25 protein-coding genes are annotated in these 24,202 nt (G+C 67.2%); 14 read left to right on the top strand and 11 right to left on the bottom strand.

Annotated features, from left to right (window positions below; all coding sequences use genetic code 11):
- Positions 1-111: 111 nt before the first annotated feature.
- The 4 genes from EL388_RS08530 to EL388_RS08515 all read right to left on the bottom strand — a co-directional run bounded on the left by EL388_RS08530 (position 112) and on the right by EL388_RS08515 (position 3,671).
- Entirely contained in the window at positions 112-483 is a 372-nt protein-coding gene (locus tag EL388_RS08530; protein WP_126462391.1) for a hypothetical protein, read from the bottom strand.
- Positions 476-1,450: a DUF58 domain-containing protein gene (locus EL388_RS08525; protein ID WP_126462388.1), complete on the bottom strand. Its 975-nt coding sequence runs from the start codon at positions 1,448-1,450 to the stop codon at positions 476-478. The genes EL388_RS08530 and EL388_RS08525 overlap by 8 nt, the downstream gene beginning before the upstream one ends.
- Positions 1,431-2,393, bottom strand: coding sequence for an AAA family ATPase (locus EL388_RS08520; RefSeq protein ID WP_126462385.1), 963 nt, complete (start codon positions 2,391-2,393; stop codon positions 1,431-1,433). The genes EL388_RS08525 and EL388_RS08520 overlap by 20 nt, the downstream gene beginning before the upstream one ends.
- Before the next feature lie 93 nt (positions 2,394-2,486).
- Entirely contained in the window at positions 2,487-3,671 is a 1,185-nt protein-coding gene (locus tag EL388_RS08515) for an MFS transporter (protein WP_126462382.1), read from the bottom strand.
- A gap of 259 nt (positions 3,672-3,930) precedes the next feature.
- Here EL388_RS08515 and EL388_RS08510 point away from each other — a divergent pair, with 259 nt between their 5' ends.
- The 11 genes from EL388_RS08510 (at position 3,931) to EL388_RS08460 (ending at position 14,151) form a co-directional block, all read left to right on the top strand.
- Positions 3,931-4,302, top strand: a complete 372-nt coding sequence (locus tag EL388_RS08510) for a winged helix-turn-helix domain-containing protein (RefSeq protein ID WP_165919106.1) — start codon at positions 3,931-3,933, stop codon at positions 4,300-4,302.
- Between the two features lie 128 nt (positions 4,303-4,430).
- Positions 4,431-5,312, top strand: coding sequence for a molybdate ABC transporter substrate-binding protein (modA, locus tag EL388_RS08505; protein WP_126462379.1), 882 nt, complete (start codon positions 4,431-4,433; stop codon positions 5,310-5,312).
- A complete protein-coding gene (locus tag EL388_RS08500) occupies positions 5,309-6,100 on the top strand; it encodes an ABC transporter permease (protein ID WP_197721768.1) in 792 nt (263 codons plus the stop codon). Before modA ends, EL388_RS08500 begins: the two co-directional genes overlap by 4 nt.
- Positions 6,093-7,211, top strand: a complete 1,119-nt coding sequence (locus EL388_RS08495; protein ID WP_126462376.1) for an ABC transporter ATP-binding protein — start codon at positions 6,093-6,095, stop codon at positions 7,209-7,211. Before EL388_RS08500 ends, EL388_RS08495 begins: the two co-directional genes overlap by 8 nt.
- 48 nt (positions 7,212-7,259) lie before the next feature.
- Positions 7,260-8,405: an efflux RND transporter periplasmic adaptor subunit gene (locus tag EL388_RS08490; protein WP_126462373.1), complete on the top strand. Its 1,146-nt coding sequence runs from the start codon at positions 7,260-7,262 to the stop codon at positions 8,403-8,405.
- The gene (locus EL388_RS08485) at positions 8,405-9,094 is read left to right on the top strand and encodes an ABC transporter ATP-binding protein (RefSeq protein WP_126462370.1); all 690 of its coding nucleotides are present in this window, start codon (positions 8,405-8,407) and stop codon (positions 9,092-9,094) included. Before EL388_RS08490 ends, EL388_RS08485 begins: the two co-directional genes overlap by 1 nt.
- Complete coding sequence (locus tag EL388_RS08480) at positions 9,091-10,329, top strand: ABC transporter permease (RefSeq protein WP_197721767.1); 1,239 nt, start codon at positions 9,091-9,093, stop codon at positions 10,327-10,329. The genes EL388_RS08485 and EL388_RS08480 overlap by 4 nt, the downstream gene beginning before the upstream one ends.
- Positions 10,330-10,569: 240 nt before the next feature.
- Entirely contained in the window at positions 10,570-11,976 is a 1,407-nt protein-coding gene (locus EL388_RS08475; RefSeq protein WP_126462367.1) for a DNA recombination protein RmuC, read from the top strand.
- A gap of 95 nt (positions 11,977-12,071) precedes the next feature.
- Positions 12,072-12,935, top strand: a complete 864-nt coding sequence (locus EL388_RS08470) for a DMT family transporter (RefSeq protein WP_126462364.1) — start codon at positions 12,072-12,074, stop codon at positions 12,933-12,935.
- Complete coding sequence (locus EL388_RS08465; RefSeq protein ID WP_126462361.1) at positions 12,932-13,285, top strand: SpoIIAA family protein; 354 nt, start codon at positions 12,932-12,934, stop codon at positions 13,283-13,285. Before EL388_RS08470 ends, EL388_RS08465 begins: the two co-directional genes overlap by 4 nt.
- 8 nt (positions 13,286-13,293) lie before the next feature.
- Complete coding sequence (locus EL388_RS08460; RefSeq protein ID WP_126462358.1) at positions 13,294-14,151, top strand: pirin family protein; 858 nt, start codon at positions 13,294-13,296, stop codon at positions 14,149-14,151.
- Between the two features lie 46 nt (positions 14,152-14,197).
- On the opposite strand, the gene EL388_RS08455 is transcribed toward EL388_RS08460, so the two are convergent.
- Together EL388_RS08455 and EL388_RS08450 are read right to left on the bottom strand one after the other, a co-directional pair.
- The gene (locus tag EL388_RS08455) at positions 14,198-14,995 is read right to left on the bottom strand and encodes a DUF3025 domain-containing protein (RefSeq protein WP_126462355.1); all 798 of its coding nucleotides are present in this window, start codon (positions 14,993-14,995) and stop codon (positions 14,198-14,200) included.
- Positions 14,992-15,819 carry a tetratricopeptide repeat protein gene (locus tag EL388_RS08450; protein ID WP_126462350.1) on the bottom strand — a complete coding sequence of 276 codons (828 nt, stop codon included), beginning with the start codon at positions 15,817-15,819 and terminating at the stop codon, positions 14,992-14,994. The genes EL388_RS08455 and EL388_RS08450 overlap by 4 nt, the downstream gene beginning before the upstream one ends.
- A 72-nt stretch (positions 15,820-15,891) precedes the next feature.
- Here EL388_RS08450 and EL388_RS08445 point away from each other — a divergent pair, with 72 nt between their 5' ends.
- Entirely contained in the window at positions 15,892-16,179 is a 288-nt protein-coding gene (locus EL388_RS08445; RefSeq protein WP_126462348.1) for a hypothetical protein, read from the top strand.
- Positions 16,176-17,000: a tRNA cyclic N6-threonylcarbamoyladenosine(37) synthase TcdA gene (tcdA, locus tag EL388_RS08440; RefSeq protein WP_126462345.1), complete on the top strand. Its 825-nt coding sequence runs from the start codon at positions 16,176-16,178 to the stop codon at positions 16,998-17,000. Before EL388_RS08445 ends, tcdA begins: the two co-directional genes overlap by 4 nt.
- Positions 17,001-17,174: 174 nt before the next feature.
- Here the strand turns inward: tcdA and EL388_RS08435 are convergent, their stop codons facing one another.
- From EL388_RS08435 to EL388_RS08425, 3 genes are all read right to left on the bottom strand, one after another.
- Positions 17,175-17,846: a cold-shock protein gene (locus EL388_RS08435; protein WP_165919105.1), complete on the bottom strand. Its 672-nt coding sequence runs from the start codon at positions 17,844-17,846 to the stop codon at positions 17,175-17,177.
- Between the two features lie 64 nt (positions 17,847-17,910).
- A complete protein-coding gene (gene hypE / locus EL388_RS08430; protein ID WP_126462339.1) occupies positions 17,911-18,915 on the bottom strand; it encodes a hydrogenase expression/formation protein HypE in 1,005 nt (334 codons plus the stop codon).
- Complete coding sequence (locus tag EL388_RS08425; RefSeq protein WP_126462336.1) at positions 18,908-21,346, bottom strand: carbamoyltransferase HypF; 2,439 nt, start codon at positions 21,344-21,346, stop codon at positions 18,908-18,910. Before EL388_RS08425 ends, hypE begins: the two co-directional genes overlap by 8 nt.
- 182 nt (positions 21,347-21,528) lie before the next feature.
- On the opposite strand from EL388_RS08425, the gene EL388_RS08420 reads away from it, so the two are divergent.
- A complete protein-coding gene (locus tag EL388_RS08420) occupies positions 21,529-22,293 on the top strand; it encodes a ParA family protein (RefSeq protein ID WP_126462334.1) in 765 nt (254 codons plus the stop codon).
- Between the two features lie 22 nt (positions 22,294-22,315).
- Here EL388_RS08420 and EL388_RS08415 read toward each other — a convergent pair whose 3' ends face one another.
- Together EL388_RS08415 and EL388_RS08410 are read right to left on the bottom strand one after the other, a co-directional pair.
- Complete coding sequence (locus tag EL388_RS08415; RefSeq protein ID WP_126462331.1) at positions 22,316-22,546, bottom strand: hypothetical protein; 231 nt, start codon at positions 22,544-22,546, stop codon at positions 22,316-22,318.
- Positions 22,547-22,746: 200 nt separating this feature from the next.
- On the bottom strand, positions 22,747-24,093 hold the full coding sequence (locus EL388_RS08410; protein WP_126462328.1) for a DEAD/DEAH box helicase: 1,347 nt from the start codon (positions 24,091-24,093) through the stop codon (positions 22,747-22,749).
- Positions 24,094-24,202: the final 109 nt, after the last annotated feature.

The raw sequence follows: 24,202 nt of genomic DNA, 5'->3' as shown, positions 1-24,202 counted from the left end.
CCCCCCTCCCAGCCTCCCCCATAAATGGGGGAGGTGAGGGGGTACGTTGCCTTACTCCCTCCCCATTTATGGGGAGGGTTGGGGTGGGGAGGTAAGTGGTTTTGGATCGTTTCATGAAACTCTGCTGACTAACATCGTCTCGGCTTCCCGGCACAGCCGCTCGAACACAGCCTGCGCATCGTCCTGCGGCGGGCCGAAACGCAGGCGTTGCAGTTCTTCCCTCCACTGCGCCTCCGGCGCACGCTTGAATTGGGGCAGCAGCGCCGCCAGTTCGCCGGCCGCCCGTTGTGGGTCGGTGCGGATGCGCAATCGCTGCAAGGCACGCCGTGGCGCGCGTCGACGCCAATGCCAATAAAGGCCGAGCAGCAGGGCGAGGCCGCTTGCGACGCCGGCAGCGACGACGGGCCAGTCGCCGCCGGTGGCGGCGGCGACCGGGATGGCCGGTTCGACGATGTCGGCGAGGTCTGCGATCGGGTCAGGCATGGTGCCCCAGCAGGATCGGCAACAGGTCGTCGACCTCGCTGCCCAGCACGAGATGGCGGGCGCCGGTGCGGGCGAGGCGATGGGCGATGGCGGCCTGACGCTCGCGGAAGGCGGCGGCATGGTCGGCGCGGATCGAAGCGTGGCCGGTGTCGATCCAGCGCTCGTCGCCCCGCGTCATGTCATGGAAGCGGGCCAGGCCGACATCGGGCAGGGCGCGCTCGACCGGGTCGATGATCTGCACGGCGAAGAGGTCCATGCGTTCGGCCAGGCGGGCGAGCAGGGGCTCGTGTACTTCGCGCAGCCAGGCGAAGTCGCTCAGCACGATGAGTTCGGCGCCGCGCGGCAGGCCGGCATCCAACGCGACCAGACGGTCGAGATAATGCACCGGCTCGGCGGCGGCGTCGGGCAGCGGCGGGCAGGGCCGGGCCGCCGCCTCGATCAGGGCCAGCGCCCCGCTGCGGCCGTGCAGGGGCGGCAGTTCGAGATCGGCCGCATCCCACAGGCTGCCGCCGATGGCGGCGTTGTGGCCGGCGGCGGCGAAGGCGAACAGGGCGGCGGCGCGGGCGGCCTGGGTGACCTTGAGCCGGCGCCGGGTGCCGAACCGCATGCCGGCCTCGCGGTCGAGCACCAGATGCAGCGTCGGTTGCCGCTCCTCGCGATAGCTCTTGAGATAGGCCCGGCCGGTGCGCGCCGTGGTGCGCCAATCCATGTCGCGGATGTCGTCGCCGGCGACATAGGGCCGCGATTCCTCGAAGTCGAGACCGTGACCGAGCCAGGGCGAGGACCAGTCGCCGGCATGGTGGTCGTGCACCTCGCGCGCCGGCTGCGCTTCGGCCAGCAGCTCGGCCTGGACGGCGAGCTGTGCGATCTCTTCGGCCGAGAGCAGCGGGGCCAGCGCGGCAGGCGGCAGGCTGGCAGCCGGCCGGACGCGCAGGCGATTCAGGATTTCACGGAGCGGGAACGGCATCCAAGAGGCCGGCGATCAGGGCGTCGCGCGAGAGCTTTTGCAGCCGGGCGTTGAGACTCAAGATGATGCGGTGGCGCAGGCAGTCCGGCGCGATCTCGCGCACGTCGTCCGGGGTGACGAAATCGCGGCCGCGCAGATAGGCCAGGGCCGCCGCGGCGTGCGACAGGGCCAGCGCCGCGCGCGGGCTGGCGCCGACCTCGACCGCCTCCGCCCACTCCGGCCGCCACTCGCCCGGCGCGCGGGTGGCGCGGGCGAGCCGGACCATGTATTGCTCGACCTCGGGCGCGACATAGACCTGGTACACCTCTTCCCGCGCGGCCAGCGCGGTCTGCACGTCCAGCACCGGCGCGATCGGCTCCTGTCCTTCCGTCAAGTGGCGGGCACGGTCGCGCCGCAGGATCTCCAGTTCCTCGTCGGCGCTCGGGTAATCCAGGGTCACGTGCAACAGGAAGCGGTCGAGCTGGGCCTCGGGCAGGGGGTAGGTGCCGGCCTGTTCGATCGGGTTTTGCGTGGCCATCACCATGAACAGCGGCGGCAGCTTGCGGGTCTGCCCGCCGGCGGTGATCTGATGTTCCTGCATGGCCTCGAGCAGGGCCGATTGCACCTTGGCCGGCGCCCGGTTGATCTCATCGGCCAGGATGATCTCGTTGAACAGCGGGCCCTCGGCGAAATGGAAGGCGCCTTCCTGCGGCCGGTAGATGTCGGTGCCGGTGAGGTCGCCGGGCAGCAGGTCGGGCGTGAACTGGATGCGTTGGAAGCGGGCGTGGATGCCGGCCGCCAGGGTCTTCACCGCCGTGGTCTTGGCCAGGCCGGGCAGGCCCTCGACCAGGACGTGGCCGCCGGCGAGCAGGCCGACCACCAGGCGGTCGAGCAGGGCGGCCTGGCCGACGATGACGCTGTCGAGGGCGCGGCGAAGTTCGAGGATCTTGGCTTGATACTGCATCGAAGCCCCCTGAGGCTTAATCAAACGCGCATTTTAATTGGCGACAGGGCGGGGCATCATATAGTGCAATTCACCCAAGGCCACGGCCGGCTCTCAGGCTGGCCGGTCCGAGTGCGGCAGCCAGAGCCAGAGCGCGAGCAGCAACGCCGCCCCTGCCGCGCAGGCGGCGGAAAAGCCGAAGGCCGCCAGCGCCGAGAAGGTCTGATAGAGCCAGCCGAAAACGATCGAGGCCGGTAGCAGCAGGATGCCGACGGTCAGGTTGAACCAGCCGTAGGCGGTGCCGCGCCTGTCCGGCGGGGCGAGGTCGGCGACCAGGGCCTTCTCCACGCCCTCGGTGGCCGCCATGAACAGCCCGTAGGCGGCGAAGGCGACAAACAGGATGGGCCCGTCGTGGGCGAGCAGGCCCAGGCCGAGATAGACCAGGCCATAGGCCAGATAGCCCGTTACCAGCAGGCGCACGCGGCCGACCCGGTCGGACAGGGCGGACAGGGGAGCGGCGAACAGCATCGCCACGACCGACACCGTCATCCAGAGCAAAGGCACCGTGGCCGGCGCGACACCCAATTCCTGCGCCCGCAGCAGCAGGAACATGTTGGACGCGTTGCCCAGGGTGAACAGGGCGACCACCGCCAGATAGCGTTTGAACGCCGGCGGCAGATCCCGCATGCGCCAGTCGAACCGGGTCGGCGTCACCTGCAGCGGCTGCGGCTCGCGCAGCGCCAACACCAAGGTCAGGCAGAGCAGCGCCGGCAGCAGGGAGTAGAGGAATATCTCGCGCAGGCCGAGCCCGGTGGCCAGCAACGCGGAGGCGGCGAGCGGGCCCACCACCGCGCCGGCGTTGTCCAGGGCACGATGCACGCCGAAGGCCAGGCCGCGCCGCTCGGGCGCGACGCTGGCGGCGAGCAGGGCGTCGCGCGGCGAGGTGCGCAGGCCCTTGCCCACCCGGTCGGCGATGCGGATGGCCAGCAGCCAGGGCCAGCTGGTGACGAAGGCGATCAGCGGCCGGGCGAAGCCGGCCAGGCCATAGCCCCAGAGCAGCCAGGGCCGGGCCCGCTGCAGGCGGTCGTGGACGACGCCGGAAAACAGCTTGAGCAGGCTCGCCGTCGCCTCGGCGATGCCTTCGATCAGGCCCAAGGCCTTCGGGCCCGCCATCAGCACCGAGGCGAGATAGAGCGGGATCAACGGATAGAGCATTTCCGAGGCCGAATCGTTGATCAGGCTGATCGCGCCGATCAGCCACACCGTTGTCGGCAGTTCACGCAGTCGGGTGAGGGTCATCGGTCAGCCTTAGCTTCGCGACGCGATGGGGGCAAGGGGCTGTCGTTCAATAGCGCAATCCATGAGGCTCCATTCGGTCAGCTTGCGCCGCACGCCGTCGGCAATTGTCTGCTCAGACATGCACCAGCAAAATTGGCCGTTTTCAGGATATTACGGGATATGACCGTGCAGGCGCACCATTGGCACTGTACCGCGCCCTCGCAAAACCCGGGCGCGCCCGTGCTTGGTGAAAACGGATGACTTCCATTAGTCTCTGGCTATGACTTCCAAGAAGAAGGCCAGCGCCGTTCTGCTGCGGCCGCGCCTCTATATTGGGCCTGCGATCGCCATCGGCCCCGGCAAGATCGATCTGCTGCGTGCGGTGGCCGATACCCGTTCCATCGCGGCGGCGGCCCGCTCGCTCGGCTTGCCCTACAAGCGTGCCTGGCTGCTGATCGACTCGCTCAATGCCGGCTTTGGGCGTCCGGTCGTCGACACCACAACAGGCGGCAAGGGTGGCGGTGGCGCCTGCCTGACCCCGCTTGGGCAGCGGATCGTGGCGGCCTACGATGCGCTGGAAAGGCGCCTCAATGCCGAGGCCGTGCCGGAGCTGGAGCTCTTGCGCGAGCTGGCCAAGCGGCCCGCCACCTGAGCTTGGTTGTTCGCTGACTCGTTTTGCGTTATGGTAACCGTTATGTCATTTTTGACTTAACGCTAGGGCTGCGGCGATAACCGCAGCCCTGGTATGTCTGCCAACAGCGGCTGGAAGGAGACCGAACCATGAAGGCCTTGCGGTTTTTGCTGCTTGTCTGCGCACTACCGTTCGCACTGGCATCCCATGCCGCCGAATCCCTGCTCGTCTTCGCCGGCGCCGCCACCGTGCCGCCCACCACCGAGGCGGCCCGCGCCTTCGAGCGAAAGACCGGCGCCAAGGTCGATGTCGTGTTCGGCGGTTCCGGCTACGTGCTCGCGCAGATGAAGCTCGCCAAGCAGGGCGATCTCTACTTTCCGGGCTCCTCCGACTACATGGAGATCGCCAAGCGCGAGGGCTATGTCCTGCCCGAAACGGAAAAAATCATCGTCTACGTGGTGCCGGCGATCAATGTGCAGAAGGGCAACCCGCACCGCATCAAGGGCCTGAAGGATCTTTTGAAGCCCGGCCTCAGGGTGGCCATCGCCAACCCCGAGGGTGTGTGCGTGGGCGCCTACGCGGTGGAGATCTTCGAGAAGGAGCTGACCCCGGCCGAGCGTGAGCAGCTCAAGGCCAACATCAGGAACTACACCGGCTCCTGCGAGCAGACCGCCACGGCGATCTCGCTCAAGCTGGCCGACGCCGTGATCGGCTGGCGCGTGTTCCAGTACTGGGACCCGGATCGGATCGAGACCCTCCCCCTGCCGAAGGAGCAGATTACGCGCATCGGCTACATCCCCATCGCCATCAGCAAATTCAGCAAGAACCCGAAGCTCGCGCAGCAGTTCATCGACTTTGTCACCGGGCCCGAAGGCCAGGCGATCTACGCCAGGTACAGCTATTTCGCCGATCCCGAATCGGCCTTCAGGTGGATCGGCGCCGTCAAGCCGGTGGGAGGCGAGTACGTGGTGCCCAAGGAGTGGCTCAAGCTGCGCGCCACCGTCGATCCGAAAAAGGCCGTCAGGCCATGATGGCTCTGCCCGTCAAAGGCATGCGGCCGAGCGTCGTCGCCGCGCTGGCGGTGCTGGCCCTCTATGCCGGGCTGATCGTCTCGCTGTTCTGGTTCCTGGACCCGGCCACGCTGAAGGAGACACTGTTCTCCGAGCGCACGGCCTTCTCCATCAAGTTGTCGCTCATGGCCGCGACGTCGGCCACCGTGCTGGCCTTGCTCCTGGCCATCCCTGCCGCCTACGCCTTGTCGCGCTACCGATTTCCCGGCCGCGAGGCGGCCGAGACGGTACTGGAGTTTCCCATCATCGTCTCACCGGCGGCCCTGGGCGCCATCCTCCTGATCTTCTTCAACAACCCCCTGGGCGAGTGGCTCCAGGAGAACGTGGTGTATTTCGTGTTCGGCTTCGCCGGCATCGTGCTCGCCCAGTTCGTCACCGTGCTGGGCCTGGCGGTGCGCATGCTTAAGGCCGCCTTCGACGAGGTGCCGCCGGAGCTGGAGACCGTGGCCCGCACCCTGGGGGCGAGCCCCCGCCACGGCTTCTTTACCGTCACCCTGCCGCTGGCGAAAAACGGCCTCATCGCCGCCTTCATCCTCACCTGGGCCAAGGCCCTGGGCGAGTTCGGCGCCACCCTGATGGTGGCCGGTTCCATGGCCATGCGCACCGAGACCCTGCCCATCGCCATCTTCATGAAGCTCTCGTCCGCCGACATCGAAGGCACGGTGGCGCTGATCCTGGTCCTGGTGACGATCGGCCTCACGGCCCTGTTCGTCGCCCGGCGCATCCTCGGCAGGGCCGTGTATGCTTGAGATCGACAGGCTTGCCGCCCAGGCGGGAGACTTCCGCCTGGGCGAAGTGTCGCTCACGGCGGGCGCGGGCGAGTGCCATGCCGTACTGGGGCCTTCGGGCTCGGGCAAGAGCACGCTGCTCGCCGCCGTGCTGGGCACCCTGCCGGTGGCCTCGGGCCGGGTACGGCTGGCGGGCGAGGACATCACGCGCTTGCCGATGGAGCAACGCCATCTCGGTTACCTGCCCCAGCATCTCGGGCTGTTCCCGCATCTGTCGGTGTTGGACAACCTGCGCTACAGCGCCCGCGCCCGGCACCTGCCGGAGCGTGAATACCGCCCCCTGCTGGATCGCCTGGTGGAGATCACCGGCATCGGCACGCTGTTGCAACGCCGCATCGCCAATCTTTCCGGCGGCGAGCGCCAGCGCGTGGCCTTGGTGCGGGCGCTGGCGGCCAATCCGCGCCTGGTGCTGCTGGACGAACCCTTCACGGCATTGAATGAAAGCCTGCGCCGCGAACTGTGGTGGCTGATGAAGGACCTGCAGCGCGAGCGCGGACTCACTGTTCTGCTCGTTACCCACGACCTCAGCGAGGCCTATTTCCTCGCCGATCACATCACCGTGCTGATCGACGGCCGCCAGGAGCAAAGCGGCGACAAGTCCACGGTCTACCGTCGCCCGGCCAGCGAGCCGGTGGCGCGCTTCCTTGGTTTGAAAAACCTGTATCCGGCCCACCGGGTGGGGGCGGGCATCGTCGATTGCCCGGCCTTGGGTGGGCGCCTTGTCGTGACCGGGGCTGATGTGAGCGGCGACGAAACGCTGCTCGCCATCCGCGCGGAGCATGTGGCACTGCGACAGGCGGACGATCCGCCGCGTGATGGCGAGACCCGCCTGACGGGCCGCTTCGAAGCCGTGCTCGACCTGGGCGAGGCAGCCCTGCTGCACTTTCGCGCCGATAGCGGTGCCTTGCTGGAAATCCGCTGCGGCAGTCGTGTATTGCGCAAATATGACTTGCAGGCGGGCAAGCCGGGCACGGTGGGCTTGCCGGCCAGCGATCTGTTCGCCATCCGGCGGCGGGGTGCGTCGGAACTTTCCTGGCCGCCGACGGCTCAAGCAGGGGCGCTTACGCTATAGTGCGGCATCGTACGCATTGTCGATGCTCAGACCCGTTCGAGTCACACCATGTCGCGCAAACTGATACTCCCCCTGATCCTGCTGGCGCTGGCGATCGGCGGCTGGCTGGGCTGGCGCCAGATGGCCGGCAGTAAGCCGGCCGGCGTCTACAAGACCCAGCCGGTCGACCGCGGCGACATCGTCGAGACTATCTCGGCCAACGGCACGCTCAACCCGGTGGTACTGGTCAATGTCGGCACCCAGGTCTCGGGCACCATCAAGCGCCTGAACGCCGATTTCAACAGTGTGGTGAAAAAGGGCGACGTGCTGGCCGAGCTCGACCCGGCGCTGATCGAGGCCCAGCTGCGCCAGGACCTGGCGGCCCTGGCCAACGCCGAGGCCAACCTGAACCTGGCCCGGGCCAAGGACAAGCGGGCGAAGGAGCTGTTCGCGCAGAAGTTCGTCTCCCAGGATGCGCTGGACCAGGCGCGCCAGGCGCTCGACTCCGCCCAGGCCCAGGTCGAGCTGGCGCGGGCCCAGGTGGCGCGCAGCCGCACCAACCTCGGCTACACCGTGATCCGCTCGCCGGTGGACGGCGTGGTGGTGGCGCGCAACATCGATGTCGGCCAGACCGTGGCGGCCAGCTTCCAGACCCCGACCCTGTTCCAGATCGCCGGCGACCTCAAGGCCATGCAGATCGACACCAGCGTGGCCGAGGCCGACATCGGCAAGGTGCAGATCGGCCAGGTGGCCCGGTTCAGCGTCGATACCTTCATGGAGCGCGAATTCGAGGCGCGGGTGAAGCAGATCCGGCTCAATCCCACCGTGCAGCAGAACGTGGTGACCTACAACGTGGTGCTGCTGGTCGACAACCCGGAAGGCAAGCTGATGCCGGGCATGACCGCCCATGTCTCGATCGAGGTCGGGCGCCACGCCAATGTGCTGCGGGTGCCCAATGCGGCCCTGCGCTACCGGCCGCAGGAGGCCGAGGAGGGCGGCGGCAAAAACGGCGGCAAGGCCAGGGGCGGCGGCAACCAGGTTTACAAGCTGGTCGACGGCCGAGCGCTGGCGGTGAAGATCAAGCCCGGTGCCAGCGACGGCAGTTTCACCGAGGTCAAGGGTGGCGAACTCAAGCCGGGCGACGAAGTCATCCTGCGCGAGATCAGCGCGGCCAAGGACAAGAAGGGCAGCGCCTTCCAGTTCCGCTTCTTCTGATGGCGTCGCTGATCCGGGTCGAACACCTGAGCAAGACCTATCTCACGGGTGGCCGTGAGGTGCCGGTGCTGCACGGCATCGACCTCGCCATCGAGGCCGGCGAGTTCGTCGCTATCATGGGGCCGTCCGGTTCCGGCAAATCCACCTTCATGAACATCCTGGGTTGCCTCGATGTCCCCAGCCATGGCCGTTATCTGCTGGACGGGCGCGATGTCTCGGCCCTCTCGGCCGACGAGCTGGCCACCGTGCGCAACCGCTCGATCGGCTTCGTGTTCCAGGGCTTCAACCTGCTCAAGCGGGTGAGCGCACTCGACAACGTCGCGCTGCCGTTGCTTTATGCCGGCGTCGGCCGCGCCGAGCGCCGGCGGCGGGCGGAGGAACTGCTGCGCAGCACCGGGCTGGAGGCGCATGCCGATTCCCTGCCCAACCAGATGTCGGGCGGCCAGCAGCAGCGGGTAGCCATCGCCCGCGCTTTGATCAACCGGCCGCCGCTGATCCTGGCCGACGAGCCCACCGGCAACCTCGACAGCTACACCAGCCACGAGATCATGGACCTGCTCGCCCGGCTCAACCGCGAGCAGGGCATCACTATCGTCCTGGTCACCCACGAGCACGACATCGCGCGCTATGGCCGACGCCTGGTGCGTTTCGTCGACGGCCGCATCGTCGAGGATGGGGGGCCGGCATGAGCCTGCGCCGGCTGAATCTTGGCGCCCTGCTGGCCGAGTCGTTGCGGGCCATGGCCATGAACCGCCTGCGCACGGCGCTGGCCATGCTCGGCATGGTGATCGGCGTGGCCGCCGTGGTGCTGATGCTGGCGGTCGGGCGCGGCGCGCAACTGGCGGTGGAGCAGTCCATCGCCTCCATGGGCAGCAACCTGTTCATCGTGCTCTCCGGCGCCAGCACCTCGGGCGGCCTGCGCACCGGCGCCGGCACCATCCCCACCCTCACCCTGAACGATGCCGAGGCCATTGCCCAACTGCCGTCGGTCAAGGCAGCGGCGCCGGTGTTTCAGGGTAGCGCCCAGATGGTCTACGGCGCCAACAACTGGAGCACCGTGGTCTATGGCTCCACCCCGGCCTTCTTCGAGGTGCGCGGCTGGAGCTTCGCGGCCGGCCACGGCTTCGACCACAGCGACGTGCGCGGCGCGACCCGGGTGGTGGTACTGGGCAAGACCGTGGCGCAAAACCTGTTCGGCGACGAAGACCCGGTCGGCAAGATGGTGCGCATCCGGAACAGCCCTTACCGGGTGGTCGGCCTGTTGGAGGCCAAGGGGCAAAGTCTGGACGGGCGCGACCAGGACGACACCGCCATGGTTCCGGTGACCACGGCCCAGCGCAAGCTGTTCGGCAACCCCTTCCCGGGCACGGTGCGTTTCATCTCGGTGCAGGCGGTCTCGTCCCAGATGATGGAGGAGGCCGAACGCGAGATGACCCAGCTCTTGCGTCAGCGCCACCGTCTGGGCGAGCGGGCCGAGAACGACTTCACCATCCGCAACCTCACCGCCTCGGCCGAGGCCGAAGCCGCTTCGGCCAAGGCCATGTCCTTCATGCTCGGTGCCATCGCCTCGATCTCGCTTCTGGTCGGTGGCATCGGCATCATGAACATCATGCTGGTCTCGGTCACCGAGCGCACGCGCGAGATCGGCATCCGTATGGCGGTCGGCGCGCGCCGGCGCGACATCCTGGTCCAGTTTCTGCTTGAGGCGGTGATCATCTGCGTCGCCGGCGGTCTGATCGGCGTGCTGCTCGGCGTCGGTGGCGCCTGGCTCATGAGCGCCACGGCCGGCATGACCGTGGTGGTGACCCTGGGCTCGATCCTGCTCGCCTTCGCCTTCGCCGCCGGTATCGGCATCTTCTTCGGTTTCTATCCGGCCCGGCGCGGCGCCGGCCTGTCGCCGGTCGAGGCGCTGCGCTACGAGTGAGTCGGCTGGGGTTGTGAAGGACGTGCGTGATTTATTGGTAGCCCCGATTTCCCTCACCCGCCGCTTCGCGTCGGCCTCTCCCAGAGGGAGAGGCGATCAAGAACCCCTCTCCCTCCGGGAGAGGGGCAGGGGTGAGGGAAATCGGCGCTGGATATCCTCGTAGCGGCTCCAACCAGAATCATTCCTCTAACCCCAGCCCCCCGGTATCATCGGCCCATCTAATCAAGGAAAAGCACACGGATGGAACTCGCCATTGCTTTCGTCATCGGCTTCTTGATCGGCCTGGCCGGCCTGCTCTGGCTGCGCGGCCGCGGCATGGCGGAGCAGGCGGCGCTGGCCGCGCGGGCCGAGCAGGCCGAGCGCTATCTTGACGAGGCGCGCCGCAGCCAGGCCGAGCGCGAGGCGCTGCTCGACAAGCTGCAAACCGAAGCGGCCGAGTTGAAGGCGCAGGCCGCCCGACTGGCCGCGCAACTGGAGGGCGAGCAGGCCGCCGCCGCCGAGAAGATCGCGCTCCTGGCCGGCGCCGAACAGAAGCTGGCCGACGCCTTCCAGGCCCTGTCGGCCGAGGCGCTCAAGAGCAACAACCAGGCCTTTCTGGAACTGGCCAAGCAGAACCTCGCCACCTTCCAGGAGACGGCCAAGGGCGATCTCGAAGCGCGCCGCCAGGCGGTCGACACCCTGGTCAGACCCATCCACGAGGCGCTGGAGAAGCTGGGCCTGCAGACCCAGGAGATCGAGCGCCAGCGCACCGGTGCCTACGCCAGCCTGACCGAGCAGGTGCGGAGCCTGATGCAGGCGCAGGAAGGACTCAAGCAGGAGACCGGCCGCCTGGTGCGCGCCCTGCACCGGCCCGAGGTGCGCGGGCGCTGGGGCGAGGTGCAGCTCAGGCGCGTGGTCGAGATGGCCGGCATGCAGGCCCATTGCGATTTCTTCGAGCAGGAATCGGCCGAGGCCGACGGCCGGCGCCAGCGGCCGGACATGCTGGTGAAGCTGCCCGGCGGCAAGAGCGTGGTGCTCGACTCCAAGGCGCCGATCGCCGCCTTCCTGGAAGCGGCCGAGAGCGAGTCCGACGAGGCGCGGCAGCGTCATCTCAGGCAGTTCGCCCGCCACGTGAAGGAGCACGTGCAGGCCCTGGGGGCCAAGGCCTACTGGGATCAGTTCCAGCCCTCGCCCGAGTTCGTGGTGCTGTTCCTGCCGGGCGAGGCCTTCTTCAGCGCCGCGCTGCAGGAAGATCCCCAGCTGATCGAATATGCCAACGAGCACAAGGTGATCCTCGCCACGCCGACCACCCTGCTCGCGCTGCTGAAGGCGGTTTACTTCGGCTGGCGCCAGGAGAACCTGGCCGAGAACGCGCGCAGGATCAGCGAGCTGGGCAAGGAACTGTACGAGCGGCTTGGGGTCATGGCCGGTCACTGGTCCAGCGTCGGCAAGAACCTGATGCAGGCGACCGAGGCCTACAACAAGGCCACCGGCTCGCTCGAGACCCGGGTGCTGGTGAGCGCGCGCCGCTTCCAGGAATTGCAAGCGGTCACCGAGGCCAAGGAGATCGTCACCCCCGTGCTGGTCGAGTCGGTGCCCCGCGAGTTGCAGGCGCCGGAACTGGTGAATGACCCTCTCCCACCGGGAGAGGGTGGCGTAGCCGGGTGAGGGCGCGCGTAGCGCGTTGATCTCATCGCTATTTCGGTTTGCAATTGCTTTTCCCTCACCCCTACCCCTCTCCCGCAGGGAGAGGGGAAAGCGATATGAAATCCGCCTGGATGCTGGTCGCCGGCGCCAGCTTCGCCGCCATGGGCGTGTTCGTGAAACTGGGCGCGCAATGGTTCAGCAGCGAGGAGCTGGTGTTCTACCGGTCCGTCTTCGGCCTTGTGGTCATCTCCGTCGCCGTGCTCTGGTGGCACGGCCGCGAGGCGCGGGAACACCTGTTCGGTGCGCATTTCCTCAAGCACCTGAGCCGGGGCCTGGTCGGCTTCATCGCCCTGATGCTGTTCTTCTACAGCCTCACCCGCTTGCCGCTGGCCGCGGCGATCACGCTCAACTACACCTCGCCGCTGTTCCTGGCCCTGGCCATGCCGGTCTGGCTCAAGGAGCGGCCGAGCCTGCTGCAATATCTCAGCGTGCTGCTCGGCTTCGTCGGCGTCGTGCTGCTGCTGCGGCCGTGGCAGCCGGGTGGCGATGTCGTCGCCGGCCTGGCCGGGCTGGCCTCGGGCCTGTTCGCGGCCTGGGCCTATGTCCATGTCCGCCAGCTGGGCAAACTGCGTGAGCCGGAATGGCGCACCGTGTTTTGGTTCACCGTGGTGTGCAGCCTGGGCGCCGCCCTGTTCGTGGGCCATGAACGCTGGAGCCCGGTCGGGCCGCAGACGCTGCCCCTGCTCCTGGCCGTCGGCTTCTTCGCCACCTTGGGCCAGTTCAGCATGACCCGCGCCTACAAGCGGGGCCAGACCACGGTGGTGGCGAGCTTCGCCTTCAGCACCGTGGTCTTCGGCGCCCTGCTCGATGTATTAATATGGAATGACAGGCTGCCGCCCGTGGCCTGGTCCGGCATTGCGCTCACCGTGGGCGCGGGGCTGTGGGCGGTGTGGCTGAATGAAAAAAGGAAAACGACATGATCGCCATCAATACCAAGAACAACCTGGTCAGCGTCTCGGTCATGGGTGAATTCACCCTGGCCGACTACCAGGACTTCGAGCAGCAGGTGCTGCACAACATCGAGTTTCAGGGCGGCGTCTATCTGCTGCTCGACCTGCGCGACATGGTGAGCTACACCCTCGATGTGGCCTGGGAGGAGATCCGCTTCTCGCTCAAGCACCGCTATGATTTCCGCAAGATCGCCGTGGTCACCGGTGACGAATGGATGGTCTGGATCGCCTGGCTCAACAGCCTGTTCACCGACGCCGACATCCGAGTGTTCGACGAGCCGGGCATCGCCCTCGACTGGCTGGAAGGCCGGGCGCCTTGAGGTTGGCGATGACGCCGCGCAGGGTCGCCCAGTTCGTCCAGGCCCAGGCGGTGTCAGAGGGGGCGGGCGTCACCGTGCACCGCACCATCGGCACCCCGGCGCGGCGCCACCTCGACCCTTTCCTGATGCTGGACCACTTCTCCAGCGACGACCCCGACGACTACAGCGCCGGCTTCCCCGCTCATCCGCACCGCGGCTTCGTCACCCTGACCTACATGCTCGACGGCCATCTGCTGCACCAGGACAGCATGGGCAACCGCGGCGATCTGCGTGCCGGCGGGGCGCAATGGATGAAGGCGGCCAGCGGCGTCATTCATTCCGAAATGCCGCAGCAGAGCAACGGCCTGATGCGCGGCTTCCAGCTGTGGGTGAACCTGCCCGCCAGCGAAAAGATGAGCGACCCCGCCTATCAGGAGTTCTCGCCCGAGGCCATCCCCGAGCTGAGCGGCGAGGGCGTGCGGGTGCACGTGCTGGCCGGCGAATACGGCGGCCGGCGCGGCCCGATCGACGACCCGCACACCCGGGTGCTGTACCTCGACGTCGGCCTCGATGCCGGCCACCGTTTCGTCCAGCCACTCGACCCGGCCGCCACCGCCTTCGTCTTTGTCTTCGAAGGCAGCGCCATGCTCGACGGCAACGTCCTGCCGCCGCACCGTCTGGCCGTGCTCGGCCCGGGGGATGGCGTCGAACTGGCCGCAGGCGGCGCCGGTGCCCGTTTCATCCTGGTCGCCGGCCAGCCGCTCAAGGAGCCCATCGTGCAATACGGCCCCTTCGTGTTGAACACGCGCGAGGAGATCGAACAGGCCATGCAGGACTATCGTGATGGGCGACTGGTGCAGAAGAAGGCGGCGATGCGCGGCCGTTGACGGGCTGCGTCATTCCGGTCTGGGCGCCGGAATCCGGGTGGTCTATTTATCGTCTTCCGCTCGTTCGCGGCGGCCGGAACACCTCGGTGTTGTCGTAATAGCCGGCCGCGTGGTTCGCCGCATCGAAGCCCGGCACGCCCAGCACCGGCATGACGAAGAGGTCGGCCGGCTTCTGCACCGCGCCGTCCAGCCAGGCCCGGGCGATGGCGGCATCCAGCCAGGCCGGCGGCGGGCCGGCCTCGGGCAGTTCAGCCATTTGCAGGAACAGGCACTTGCCGGTCATGCCGGGGTAGGGTGCCAGGGCTTTCTCTAATACGGCGTGGCCGATCACATAAAACCGCGCCTCATTCCATCGCTCCCGTTGCTGCCAGAAGGCCGCCTTCCACTGCTTGGCCCGCAACAGCTCGGCCAGTCCGGCATCGCGCGCCACCAGCACCAGGCCGCTTTCGTCGAACAGGGTGGCGGCGTTCGAGGCCGGGCTGCGCTGGCCCTTGGGCGCGCTGGCCAGCTCGCGGCATTGCACGGCGTTGAGCGCCGCCTTGGCCTGGGGGAAGGTCAGCCAGATCAGGGCGTTGAAGAAGTCGTGGGCGTTGGCGATGCGCGTGGGCACCTGGCCGCTGTCGAGGATCTGCTGTTCGTAATCGATCTGGCCGCAGGCGGCGGTCTGCTCGGCAAAGCGCACGGTGCGGCCGGCGGCGTTGCGCAGGTCCTGCACCTCGGCCAGCGCGTTGAGCCGGGCGGCGCTCGGCCAGTCGCGCTCGCTGCGGAACCGCCCGGCCCAATGGGCCACGCTGCCGCATAGGGGCAGGGTGTCGAAGGCGGGGGTCCAGGCGGGGGCGTTCAACGGCCGGCGAGTTTGGCCCGATAGCGCCGGGTCAGCTCATGCTCCGGCCCGAGCAGGTCGAACAGGGTGATCAGGGCGCGGCGGCCGATGTCGTCACGGAATTCGGGCGCGCTTTGCGCCAGTTCGAGCAGGCCGTCGAGCGCGGCCTCCATGCGGTCTTCGATCAGGGCGCGGGCGGCCTGGCCAAAGCGGGCCTCGTCGGGCGCGGCCGCATCCGGCGCCGCGTCGGCGGCGGCGATCAGCTCCAGGTGAACCAGCAGGGGGGCGATGCGGCCATCGTGCCGGGCCTCGCGCGGCAGGGCAGTGAGCAGGTTCAGGGCCTGGGCCGGCTGGCCGGCCAGCAGCAACAATTTCGCCAGGTCGGCGCTGATCGACAGGTCGTCCGGCTGCTCCACCGCGGCGCGGGCGAGCAGGGCGATGGCCTCTTCGGTGCGGCCTTCCTGGTGGGCCTTGAGCGCCTGCTGCCGCGCCGGGTTGCTGTCGAGGGCGACGAAGCGGCCGAGCACGGCGCGGAAGGTGCTGTCGGGCTCGGCGCCGTGGATGGTGTGCACCACCTCGCCATTGAGGAAGAACTTCACCGTCGGCACGCTGGTCACGCCGTGCGCGCGGGCGATGCCGCCGATCTCGTCGGTGTTGGCCATCACCAGCAGAAAGCGGCCGCCGTAGTCGGCGGCCAGCTGCACCAGGCGCGGCATCAGCATCAGGCAGGGGCCGGCCTTGGGCGTCCAGAAGTGCACCAGCACCAAGCCGCGGTGCGAGTTGCCCAGCACCAGCTCGTCGAAATTGGCGCGGCTGGCGTCGAAGACGTGGGGTGAAAGGGCCATGGCGGGTTTGCGGGCTTGTGGCAGTGCGCCTATTATCCCACGCTCACCTGCCATGTTCCGAAGGACCGCTTTATGACCACCCACGCCATGAACAACGACGAAGTCACCTTATTCAGGAAGGAGATCGAGCTGCTCATGGCCGAGCGCCAGCGGCTGCTGCAAGTGGTGGGCGCCGCCGCCGTGCTGGTGGCCAATCTCGACAGCGAGAGCCTGCCCGACGATCAGGACACCATCGACGCCGCCGAGGTGCTGGCGGAGAACCTCAACAATCTCACCGAAGAGACCCTGCTCGACGCCCTCAACGCGGTGAAGGCCGAGTTCGACCACGAGGCCCAGGCCAAGGAAGACGTCGGCCAGTGAGCAACCTGTTCGAGGCTGAACACGCCATCGACTTCGAGCGCCGCTTCGGCGGCGTCCGCAGGCTTTACGGCCCGGCCGCCTTCGAACGCTTCCAGCAGGCCCACGTCTGCGTCATCGGCATCGGCGGCGTCGGCTCCTGGGTGGCCGAGGCCTTGGCCCGCACGGCCATCGGCGAACTGACCCTGATCGACCCCGACCACGTCGCCGAATCCAACATCAACCGCCAGGTCCATGCCTTGACGCCGGAGCTAGGCAAGGCCAAGGTTGAGGCCATGCGCGAGCGCATCGCCGCCATCAACCCGCGCTGCAAAGTGAATCTGGTCGAGAAATTCCTGGCCGAGGGCAACCTCGAAACCCTGCTGCACGAACGCTATGACTACGTGGTCGACGCCATCGACAGCGCCCGGGCCAAGGTCGCCCTCATCGTCCACTGCAAGCGGCGCAAGATCAAGCTGGTCTGTGTCGGCGGCGCCGGCGGCCAGGTCGACCCGTCCCGCATCCGGCTCGACGACCTCTCGCGCACCAGCCAGGACCCGCTGCTCTCCAAGGTGCGCAGCAAGCTGCGCAAGGAACACGGCTTTCCCCGCGAGCCGAAGAAAAAGTTCGGCGTCGATTGCGTCTATTCCACCGAGAACCTGATCTACCCCAGCGCCGAGGGCGGCGTCTGCTACGAAAAACCGGAGGACGCCCACGTCCACGGCCTCAACTGCTCGGGCTTCGGCTCCTCGGCTTGCGTGACCTCGGTCTTCGGCATGCTCGCCGCGGCCAAGGTGCTGAATGCGCTGGCGGCGAAGGCGGGCAAGACGGGGAGTGGGGAGTAGGGTGCCCCCGCTGCGCGAGGATAAACGTTCCACGCACCGTTCAATGGTGCACGGAGCGCACCATTGTATTGTGAATGAGGGAAGTAGGGCGCATTAGCTGCAGGCGTAATGCGCCGGATGGTGAAGCTACATTCGGCGCAATGCGCTGGCGCTTATTGCCGCCCTACGGGTTCTTCAGCGATTTATCCATGAACGGATAGCGGCTTCCAGGGCGGTCATTTTCATGCTTATGGTGATTTTCAGATACGTCCAAAAATCCGATAGCCATCTCAAGAGAAAAAATTTTTCTTGTTCGTGTATGGCAAAAATCCGTGGACGAATCTTCTGCAACTCATCTTGTACTTCCAGGGCGTTTTGCCGAGCTTCATTCTGATCCATGGTGTAGGAGATTTTTTTGATTAGGCAAAGCCCTCCTGTAAACCTGTGAACCGTGTAGCGGTAATTCCCTGACATGGCGGTTCTCTTTTCCAGATGGACTCCAACAACGCCATTAAGGCCATATAAAAGTGCCCGCTCCCTGAGTGCTAGTTTGGCAATGTTTGGGTCCTTATCCTCGATTGAATAGGTGGTTATGAAAAGAATTTCATGCCCATTAATGTTGGATTTGCTGGTGAAGACAAAACCATCTGGATCAAGGTAGATGGGGATATTCGCCAAACCCAACTGAACGGATTTAGCAGCTAATCCTTTGGGAGTTGGGGTTGGATCAAAGATGACGTTGAGGCCATCCAAAATTTCATTTTGGTCGACGACGTCATGTTTGTGGAAGAAGTAATCTTTTCCATTTTCACCCTTGATAAACCCATATTGTTTTTCTTCGACGTATGAAGTGATGTGTCCTTTCATTTTCTTCCTTGAAATCTGTCTGTTTTGGTTTGCTGCGTTGCTTCTACTCGAATGACTAAATCTATCAACAAATCCTCGGCAACGGATCATCCTCCAACTCCGGCAGCACCCGCCGTCCCCCCAGTTCCGTTTCCAGCAGCACCCGCCCGCCGCCGGCCTCGATGCGGCCGATGAGGGCGGCGTCCTGGCCGTCCGGCAGGGCGCGCCAGGCGGTCAGTATTTGTTCCGCCGTGGCGGCCTCGACGATGGCGACGATGCGGCCTTCGCAGGCGAGGTAGTAGGGGTCGTAGCCGAGCATTTCGCACACAGCTTGCACCTCGCCGCGCACGGGCACGGCGGCCTGTTGCAGGTTGATGCTGTGGCCGGTGGCCTGGGCGATTTCGTGGGCGACGGTGGCCAGCCCCCCGCGCGTGGGGTCGCGCATGAACTTGAGGCCGGGCAAATGCCAGATGGCCTGGGCCAGGGGCAGCACCGAGGCGGAATCGGATTGCAGTTCGCCCGAGAGGCCGAACTGTTCGCGCGCCAGCAGCACGGCGACGCCGTGGTCGCCGACCGGGCCGGAGACCAGCACGGCGTCGCCGGACCGGATTCCTTTAAGGCCGAGCGCGGCGCTGGCCTGGCGCTCGCCGATGCCGGCGACGTTGAGATAGAGGCCGCCGCCCTGGCCGCGCGGCACCACCTTGGTGTCGCCGGCCGCCACCGCCGCGCCGCAGGCTTGCGCGGCCTGCGCGAAGCTGGCGATCAGGCGGTCGAGCTGGGCGACTTCCAGGCCTTCCTCGATGATGGCGGAGAGGGTGAGGTAGCGCGGCGCGGCGCCGGCCACGGCCAGGTCGTTGACCACGCCGTGTACGGCCAGGCTGCCGAGGTTGCCGCCGGGGAACTCCAGGGGCTGCACGGTGAAGCCGTCGGTGGTGAGCATGAGCTGGCCGGAAACGCCGGGCAACGGCACGGCGTCGGCCTCGGTATCGAGCAGGGGGTTGGCCAGGTGGCGGGCGAAGATCTCGGCGACCAGCTCGCGCATGAAGCGGCCGCCGTTGCCGTGGGCCAATAAGATGCGTTGTTCATCCATACAGCCACTCCATGATTTGTCCCAGGGCGATGCCGGCATCGTTGACCGGCACCTGTTCCGGCAGGTGCACGCGAAAGCCTGCCGTCGTCAGCAAAGCTACCACCTGTTCGGTCAGCAGGCGGTTCTGGAAGACGCCGCCGGTGAGGCCGACGTCACCGATGCCGTGTTCGGCGCGCAGGCGCTCGGCCTGATCGAGCAGGGCGTGGGCGAGGCTCAGGTGAAAGCCGGCGGCGCGTGCGCTCACCGGACGGCTGGTGTCGGTGAGATAAGGCAGCAGCGGCGACCAGTCGCTGCGCCAGAGGCCGTGTGCATCACGGGTGAGGGAAAGCTCGACAAATTCCCCACCCCGGCCCTCCCCATAAATGGGGAGGGAGCGCCCCTCCCCCACTTGTGCACCCTGAAGGGCATAAAGCGGAGGCAGTGAGGCGGCCGCGGCCGCTTCCAGCCGCATGGGCGCCTCGGCCTCGAAGCTGGCTTTCGTGCATAGGCCGGTGAGGGCGGCGGCGGCGTCGAACAGGCGGCCGACGGCGGTGCTGGCGGGGCTGTTGAGGCCGCGGTCCCAGGCGGCCTTCAAGAGTGCCGGGGCGAAGGGGGCGGGCTGCTCGGTTTCCCACAAGAGGGCCGCGGCGGCGCGCCAGGGCTCGCGCGCGGCTTGGTCGCCGCCGGGCAGTCTGAACGGCCTAAAGCTCGCGGCGCGTTGCCAATGGCCGGGCCGGCCGACATAGGCCTCGCCGCCGTGGAGTTGGTCGCCCTCGCCCAAGCCGACGCCGTCCCAGGCGAAGACGATCCAGTTTGCGACATCGGGGAATTCCCAGGCCAGGGCCGAGGCATGGGCTTCGTGGTGCCAGACGGCGCTGGTCGGCAGCCCGGTGCCGCGGGCGAAGGGCCGGTAGCCGTAGCCGGGGTGGTGGTCGAGCAGGAGGTGTTCAGCCCGCACCTGATAGAGGTCTTGCAAATCGGCGGCGACCAGGGCCAGCACGTCCAGGCTCTTGGCCGAGCCGAGTTCGCCGATGTGGGGCGAGAGCACGGCGCGGTCGCCCCAGGCCAGGGCGATACTGTTCTTGCTGTGGGCGCCCAGGGCCAGCACCGGCTGCGGCACGGCGCGCGGCAGCCTGAGCTCCACCGGGGCGACGCCGCGCCCCAGGCGCAGCGGCCGCGGCCGGCCGGCGATGGGGCGATAGACCGCGTCGTCGGCCGGGCGCACGATGGGCCGGTCGTGGTGGAGGAAGCCGTCGGCCACCTGGCCGAGCCGGGCCTGCGCCTCGTGGTTGTCGGTGAGCACGGGTTCGCCGCTGATGTTGGCCGAGGTGGCCACCAGCGGCCCGCCGAAGCCGGCGAGCAGCAGATGGTGCAGCGGACTGTAAGGCAGCAGGCAGCCGATTTCCTTGAGGCCGGGTGCAATGCCGTCGGCGAGCGGCGAGCCGGCGCGCCTGGGCAAAAGCAGGATGGGCCGGGCGGCGGAACGCAGGAAGTCGAGCTCGGCCGCGCTGGCCGTCACCGAGCGATGCAAGGCCTCTTCGTCGGGCGGGAAGAGCACGGCGAAGGGCTTGGCCGGGCGCTTTTTGCGCGCGCGCAGGGTGGCGACGGCGGTTTCGTTGCCGGCGTCGCACATCAGGTGATAACCGCCGATGCCCTTCAGCGCGACGATGCGGCCGGCCTTGAGCGCGGCGATGGCAGCCTGCAGGGCGGCCTCGTCGCCACAAATTGTTACCTCCCCTGCAGGCGGAGGAGCCCCCGCTGCGCGAGGATAAAGGCTAGGGAGGGGGAGACTCGCGGCGTTCCCAGTTGGGCCAGTGGTTGTCGCCCTCACCCCTACCCCTCTCCCGGAGGGAGAGGGGTTTGGTTGCACATAACTCAGATGTGGCCCGCACACCGGGCAGGCCACGGGCTCGGCGTGGAAGCGGCGGTTCATCGGGTCTTGGTATTCGCCGCGGCAGGCCGGGCAGAGCGGAAAGCCGCGCATGGCGGTGTTGGGCCGGTCGTAGGGCAGGCGCTCGATCAGGGTGTAGCGCGGGCCGCACTGGGTGCAGTTGATGAAGGGATAGCGGTGGCGGCGATCGCTTGGGTCGACCAGTTCGCGCAGGCAATCGGGACAGGCGAAGAGATCGGGCGGCAGGTGGATGTCGGGCGTGCCGGCCTCGCTGTCGAGGATTTGGAAGTCCGCCTGGCCTTCGGCGGCGACCGCGTCGTTGGCCAGCAGCTTAGGCCGGGCCGCGGCCGGGGCCTCATCGATCAGCGCGGCGGTGAAGGCAGCAAGCGCGGCGGCATCGGCCTCGGCGTGGACGACCACCTGGCCGGTGACGTTGCGCACCCAGCCCTTGATGGCCAATTGTTTTGCCAGGCGGTAGACGAAAGGGCGGAAGCCGACGCCCTGCACCCGGCCGGCGAGAGTGAGGCGGCGGGCCCGGGCGCTGCCGGTGTCAGTTTGCACGCTTGCTCCTGTCGAGGTTCATCGCTTGGCCGCAATTCTTGAAAGACTGGCTAAGGCAAGGGTATCTTCACTCTTGACGCAATGCACGTCCATCGCGGGTTTTGCCTGACGATGCAATCCATTGACCGGGTGGTGTGATCAAGCAACCTCTGCCGCGCGCTGCGGCAACGGGAAGGAGACGCGTGGCACGCTTGGCGGTGTTCAATCAGAAGGGCGGGGTGGGCAAGACCACCACCGCCTTGAACCTGGCGGCGGCCCTGCGCCGGCAGGGTCGCTCCCCCGTGCTGATCGACCTCGACCCCCAGGGCCACCTGAGCCACATCCACAGCGCCACCCGGCCCGAGGTGGGGCACAGCCTGTTCGCCTTCTACCAGGACGGCATTCCTCTCATGCAATTGCAGCGGGCCTGGGAGGAGGTGGGGCATCTGATTCCCTCGCACCCGCAGATGATCAAGGTCGATTCCATTTTCGGCAAAGGCCCGGCCGTGCTCAACCGCCTGCGCCAGGGCCTGGATGCACTGGAGGGCGCGGCGGGTGTGCGGCCCACCCTGATCGATTGCTGCCCCTATGTCGGTGTCCTTTCGCTCAACGCGATCTTCGCCGCCGACCTGGTGCTGATCCCGGTCTCGACCGATTTTCTTTCGCTGCAGGCGGCCGAGGAAATGGCCCGCACCCTCGACCTCTTGGAGCCGGTGCTCAAGCGCCGGGTGCAGCGGCGTTATCTCTTGACCCGATACGACCGGCGCCGCCGGATGAGCGGGGAGATCTTGTTGCGCATGAACGAGCGCTTCGGCGAGGACGTGTGCAAGACGGTGATCGCGGAAAACGTGTCCATCGCGGAAAGCCCAGCCTACAACCGGGATGTCTTCCACCATGCCCAAGCGAGCCATGGCGCCCAGGATTACCTGGCGCTGTGCGACGAGTTGATGGAGCAGGGTTTGATCTAGCGGCTGTTGTTGCAACAGCCCGTCAATGCTTGGCGGTCAGCAGGTCGACCACATCCTCGAAACTGGAGCCGGCACTGGCGTTGCAGGCCGGCGCCACGTCACGCGTCTCCAGGATGGTGCAGCCTGGATACATGCGCATGAGTTTTTGCTGCGCCTCCTGCGCATCCCTGCCGTAGATCTGGAGATTGTCGACGGTCACCCCGCTGCGGGTGCGGATGCGGAAACCGTGTTTGGCGAGGCTGTTCTGTGACATTTCTCGTTCTCTTTCAGATAGATAGCCACAGTATAGGGAGCTGTCGGGCGAATTCAACCGCTGTGTCGGGTTTGGGCTGCCGTATCTGCGGCGGTGTGGCGATGAAGTCACGAGGTCTGCTGTAGGAGGCCCCGCCTGGGGCCGAATGGGGCAGGCGTTGTTCGCGGCGTGGGCGCCGCTCCTACAGCAGCAGTGGTGGCTTAGCGGTGCCGCCCGCCGGAGCGGTGCATGCCGGAAGGTTTGCTCGGCGTGGCCCCCGGCCGCCTGCCGCCGCCGGCCGCGCCGGTGGGGGCGCCCTGCGGCTTGGCCGGTGCGCGGCCGGCGGTTTGGCTGCGCGATCTGCCCTGGCCCTGGCCCCGGTGCTCCTGGCTTCTGAGTTGGATCGGCTCGGGCCGGGCATTGGGGTCGGGCTCGAAGCCGGGCACCACCTCGCGCGGCAACTTGCGCTTGATCAGGCGCTCGATGTCGGCGAGAAATTTGTGTTCGTCGACGCAGACCAGGGAGACCGCCTCGCCCTCGGCGCCGGCACGGCCGGTGCGGCCGATGCGGTGGACATAGTCCTCCGGCACGTTGGGCAGCTCGTAGTTCACCACATGCGGCAGTTCGGTGATGTCGATGCCGCGCGCGGCGATGTCGGTGGCGACCAGCACCTGCAGCTTGCCGGTCTTGAATTCGGCGAGCGCCCGGGTGCGCGCGGCCTGGCTCTTGTTGCCATGGATGGCCAGGGCCGGGATGCCGTCTTTGGTGAGTTGCTCGGCCAGGCGGTTGGCGCCGTGCTTGGTGCGGGTGAACACCAGCACCTGGAACCATTGTTTTTCCTGGATCAGGTGGGTGAGCAGCTGGCGTTTCTTGTCGCGGTCCACTGGGTAGACCTTCTGCGCCACGGTGTCGGCGGTGGCGTTGCGTCGGGCCACCTCGATCAGCGCCGGCTTGTCGAGCAGGCTATCGGCCAGGGCCTTGATCTCGTCGGAGAAGGTGGCGGAGAACAGCAGGTTCTGCCGCTTCTTCGGCAGCAGGGCGAGCACCTTCTTGATGTCGCGGATGAAGCCCATGTCGAGCATGCGGTCGGCCTCGTCCAGCACCAGGATCTCGATATGGTTGAGGTCCACGGTCTTTTGCTGCACGTGGTCGAGCAGGCGGCCGGGGGTGGCGACCAAGATATCGACCTGGCCGCGCAGCTTCTGGATCTGCAGATTGATGTTGACGCCGCCGAACATCACCATGGAATGCAGCGGCAGGTACTTGCCGTAGGCGCGCACCGATTCTTCCACCTGGGCCGCGAGCTCGCGGGTGGGGGTGAGCACCAGGGCGCGGATCGGCGCGCGGCCGTGGGCGGCCACGGGGCGGGGTTGCTGGCTCAGGCGCTGGAGCAGGGGCAGGACGAAGCCGGCGGTCTTGCCGGTGCCGGTCTGCGCGCCGGCCAAGAGGTCGCCGCCCGAGAGCACGGCCGGTATGGCCTGGGTCTGGATCGGCGTGGGTTGATCGTAGCCGCGCTCGGTGACGGCGCGGACGAGGGCATCGGACAGGCCGAGGCTGGCAAAGGACATGGTGTTTCCAAAATAAAAGTATCGGCCTGTCGCCGCAGCTCGGGCGCCAGTCTTAGGCAGATGGGGTTGTAGAGCCATTGGGCTCTCAAGTCGGAATAGACAGCGGCAA

This window comes from Sulfuritortus calidifontis, from assembly GCF_003967275.1.
In the GTDB taxonomy this organism is placed as follows: Bacteria; Pseudomonadota; Gammaproteobacteria; order Burkholderiales; family Thiobacillaceae; genus Sulfuritortus; species Sulfuritortus calidifontis.
The sequence above is the reverse complement of the archived record's forward strand: the minus strand, read 5'-3'. Positions and strand labels throughout refer to the sequence as shown.

Bases quoted from the DNA above. Each gene is read 5' to 3' on its own strand.
- EL388_RS08520 (WP_126462385.1), bottom strand. From the start codon at position 2,393: ATGCAGTATCAAGCCAAGATCCTCGAACTTCGCCGCGCCCTCGACAGC.
- EL388_RS08410 (WP_126462328.1), bottom strand. From the start codon at position 24,093: ATGTCCTTTGCCAGCCTCGGCCTGTCCGATGCCCTCGTCCGCGCCGTC.
- EL388_RS08450 (WP_126462350.1), bottom strand. From the start codon at position 15,819: ATGGCCCTTTCACCCCACGTCTTCGACGCCAGCCGCGCCAATTTCGAC.
- EL388_RS08500 (WP_197721768.1), top strand. From the start codon at position 5,309: ATGATGGCTCTGCCCGTCAAAGGCATGCGGCCGAGCGTCGTCGCCGCG.
- EL388_RS08485 (WP_126462370.1), top strand. From the start codon at position 8,405: ATGGCGTCGCTGATCCGGGTCGAACACCTGAGCAAGACCTATCTCACG.
- EL388_RS08465 (WP_126462361.1), top strand. From the start codon at position 12,932: ATGATCGCCATCAATACCAAGAACAACCTGGTCAGCGTCTCGGTCATG.
- EL388_RS08495 (WP_126462376.1), top strand. From the start codon at position 6,093: ATGCTTGAGATCGACAGGCTTGCCGCCCAGGCGGGAGACTTCCGCCTG.
- EL388_RS08515 (WP_126462382.1), bottom strand. From the start codon at position 3,671: ATGACCCTCACCCGACTGCGTGAACTGCCGACAACGGTGTGGCTGATC.
- EL388_RS08460 (WP_126462358.1), top strand. From the start codon at position 13,294: ATGACGCCGCGCAGGGTCGCCCAGTTCGTCCAGGCCCAGGCGGTGTCA.
- modA (WP_126462379.1), top strand. From the start codon at position 4,431: ATGAAGGCCTTGCGGTTTTTGCTGCTTGTCTGCGCACTACCGTTCGCA.
- EL388_RS08510 (WP_165919106.1), top strand. From the start codon at position 3,931: ATGACTTCCAAGAAGAAGGCCAGCGCCGTTCTGCTGCGGCCGCGCCTC.
- EL388_RS08525 (WP_126462388.1), bottom strand. From the start codon at position 1,450: ATGCCGTTCCCGCTCCGTGAAATCCTGAATCGCCTGCGCGTCCGGCCG.
- EL388_RS08480 (WP_197721767.1), top strand. From the start codon at position 9,091: ATGAGCCTGCGCCGGCTGAATCTTGGCGCCCTGCTGGCCGAGTCGTTG.
- EL388_RS08445 (WP_126462348.1), top strand. From the start codon at position 15,892: ATGACCACCCACGCCATGAACAACGACGAAGTCACCTTATTCAGGAAG.
- EL388_RS08415 (WP_126462331.1), bottom strand. From the start codon at position 22,546: ATGTCACAGAACAGCCTCGCCAAACACGGTTTCCGCATCCGCACCCGC.
- EL388_RS08435 (WP_165919105.1), bottom strand. From the start codon at position 17,846: ATGAAAGGACACATCACTTCATACGTCGAAGAAAAACAATATGGGTTT.
- EL388_RS08530 (WP_126462391.1), bottom strand. From the start codon at position 483: ATGCCTGACCCGATCGCAGACCTCGCCGACATCGTCGAACCGGCCATC.
- EL388_RS08470 (WP_126462364.1), top strand. From the start codon at position 12,072: ATGAAATCCGCCTGGATGCTGGTCGCCGGCGCCAGCTTCGCCGCCATG.
- EL388_RS08490 (WP_126462373.1), top strand. From the start codon at position 7,260: ATGTCGCGCAAACTGATACTCCCCCTGATCCTGCTGGCGCTGGCGATC.
- hypE (WP_126462339.1), bottom strand. From the start codon at position 18,915: ATGGATGAACAACGCATCTTATTGGCCCACGGCAACGGCGGCCGCTTC.
- EL388_RS08475 (WP_126462367.1), top strand. From the start codon at position 10,570: ATGGAACTCGCCATTGCTTTCGTCATCGGCTTCTTGATCGGCCTGGCC.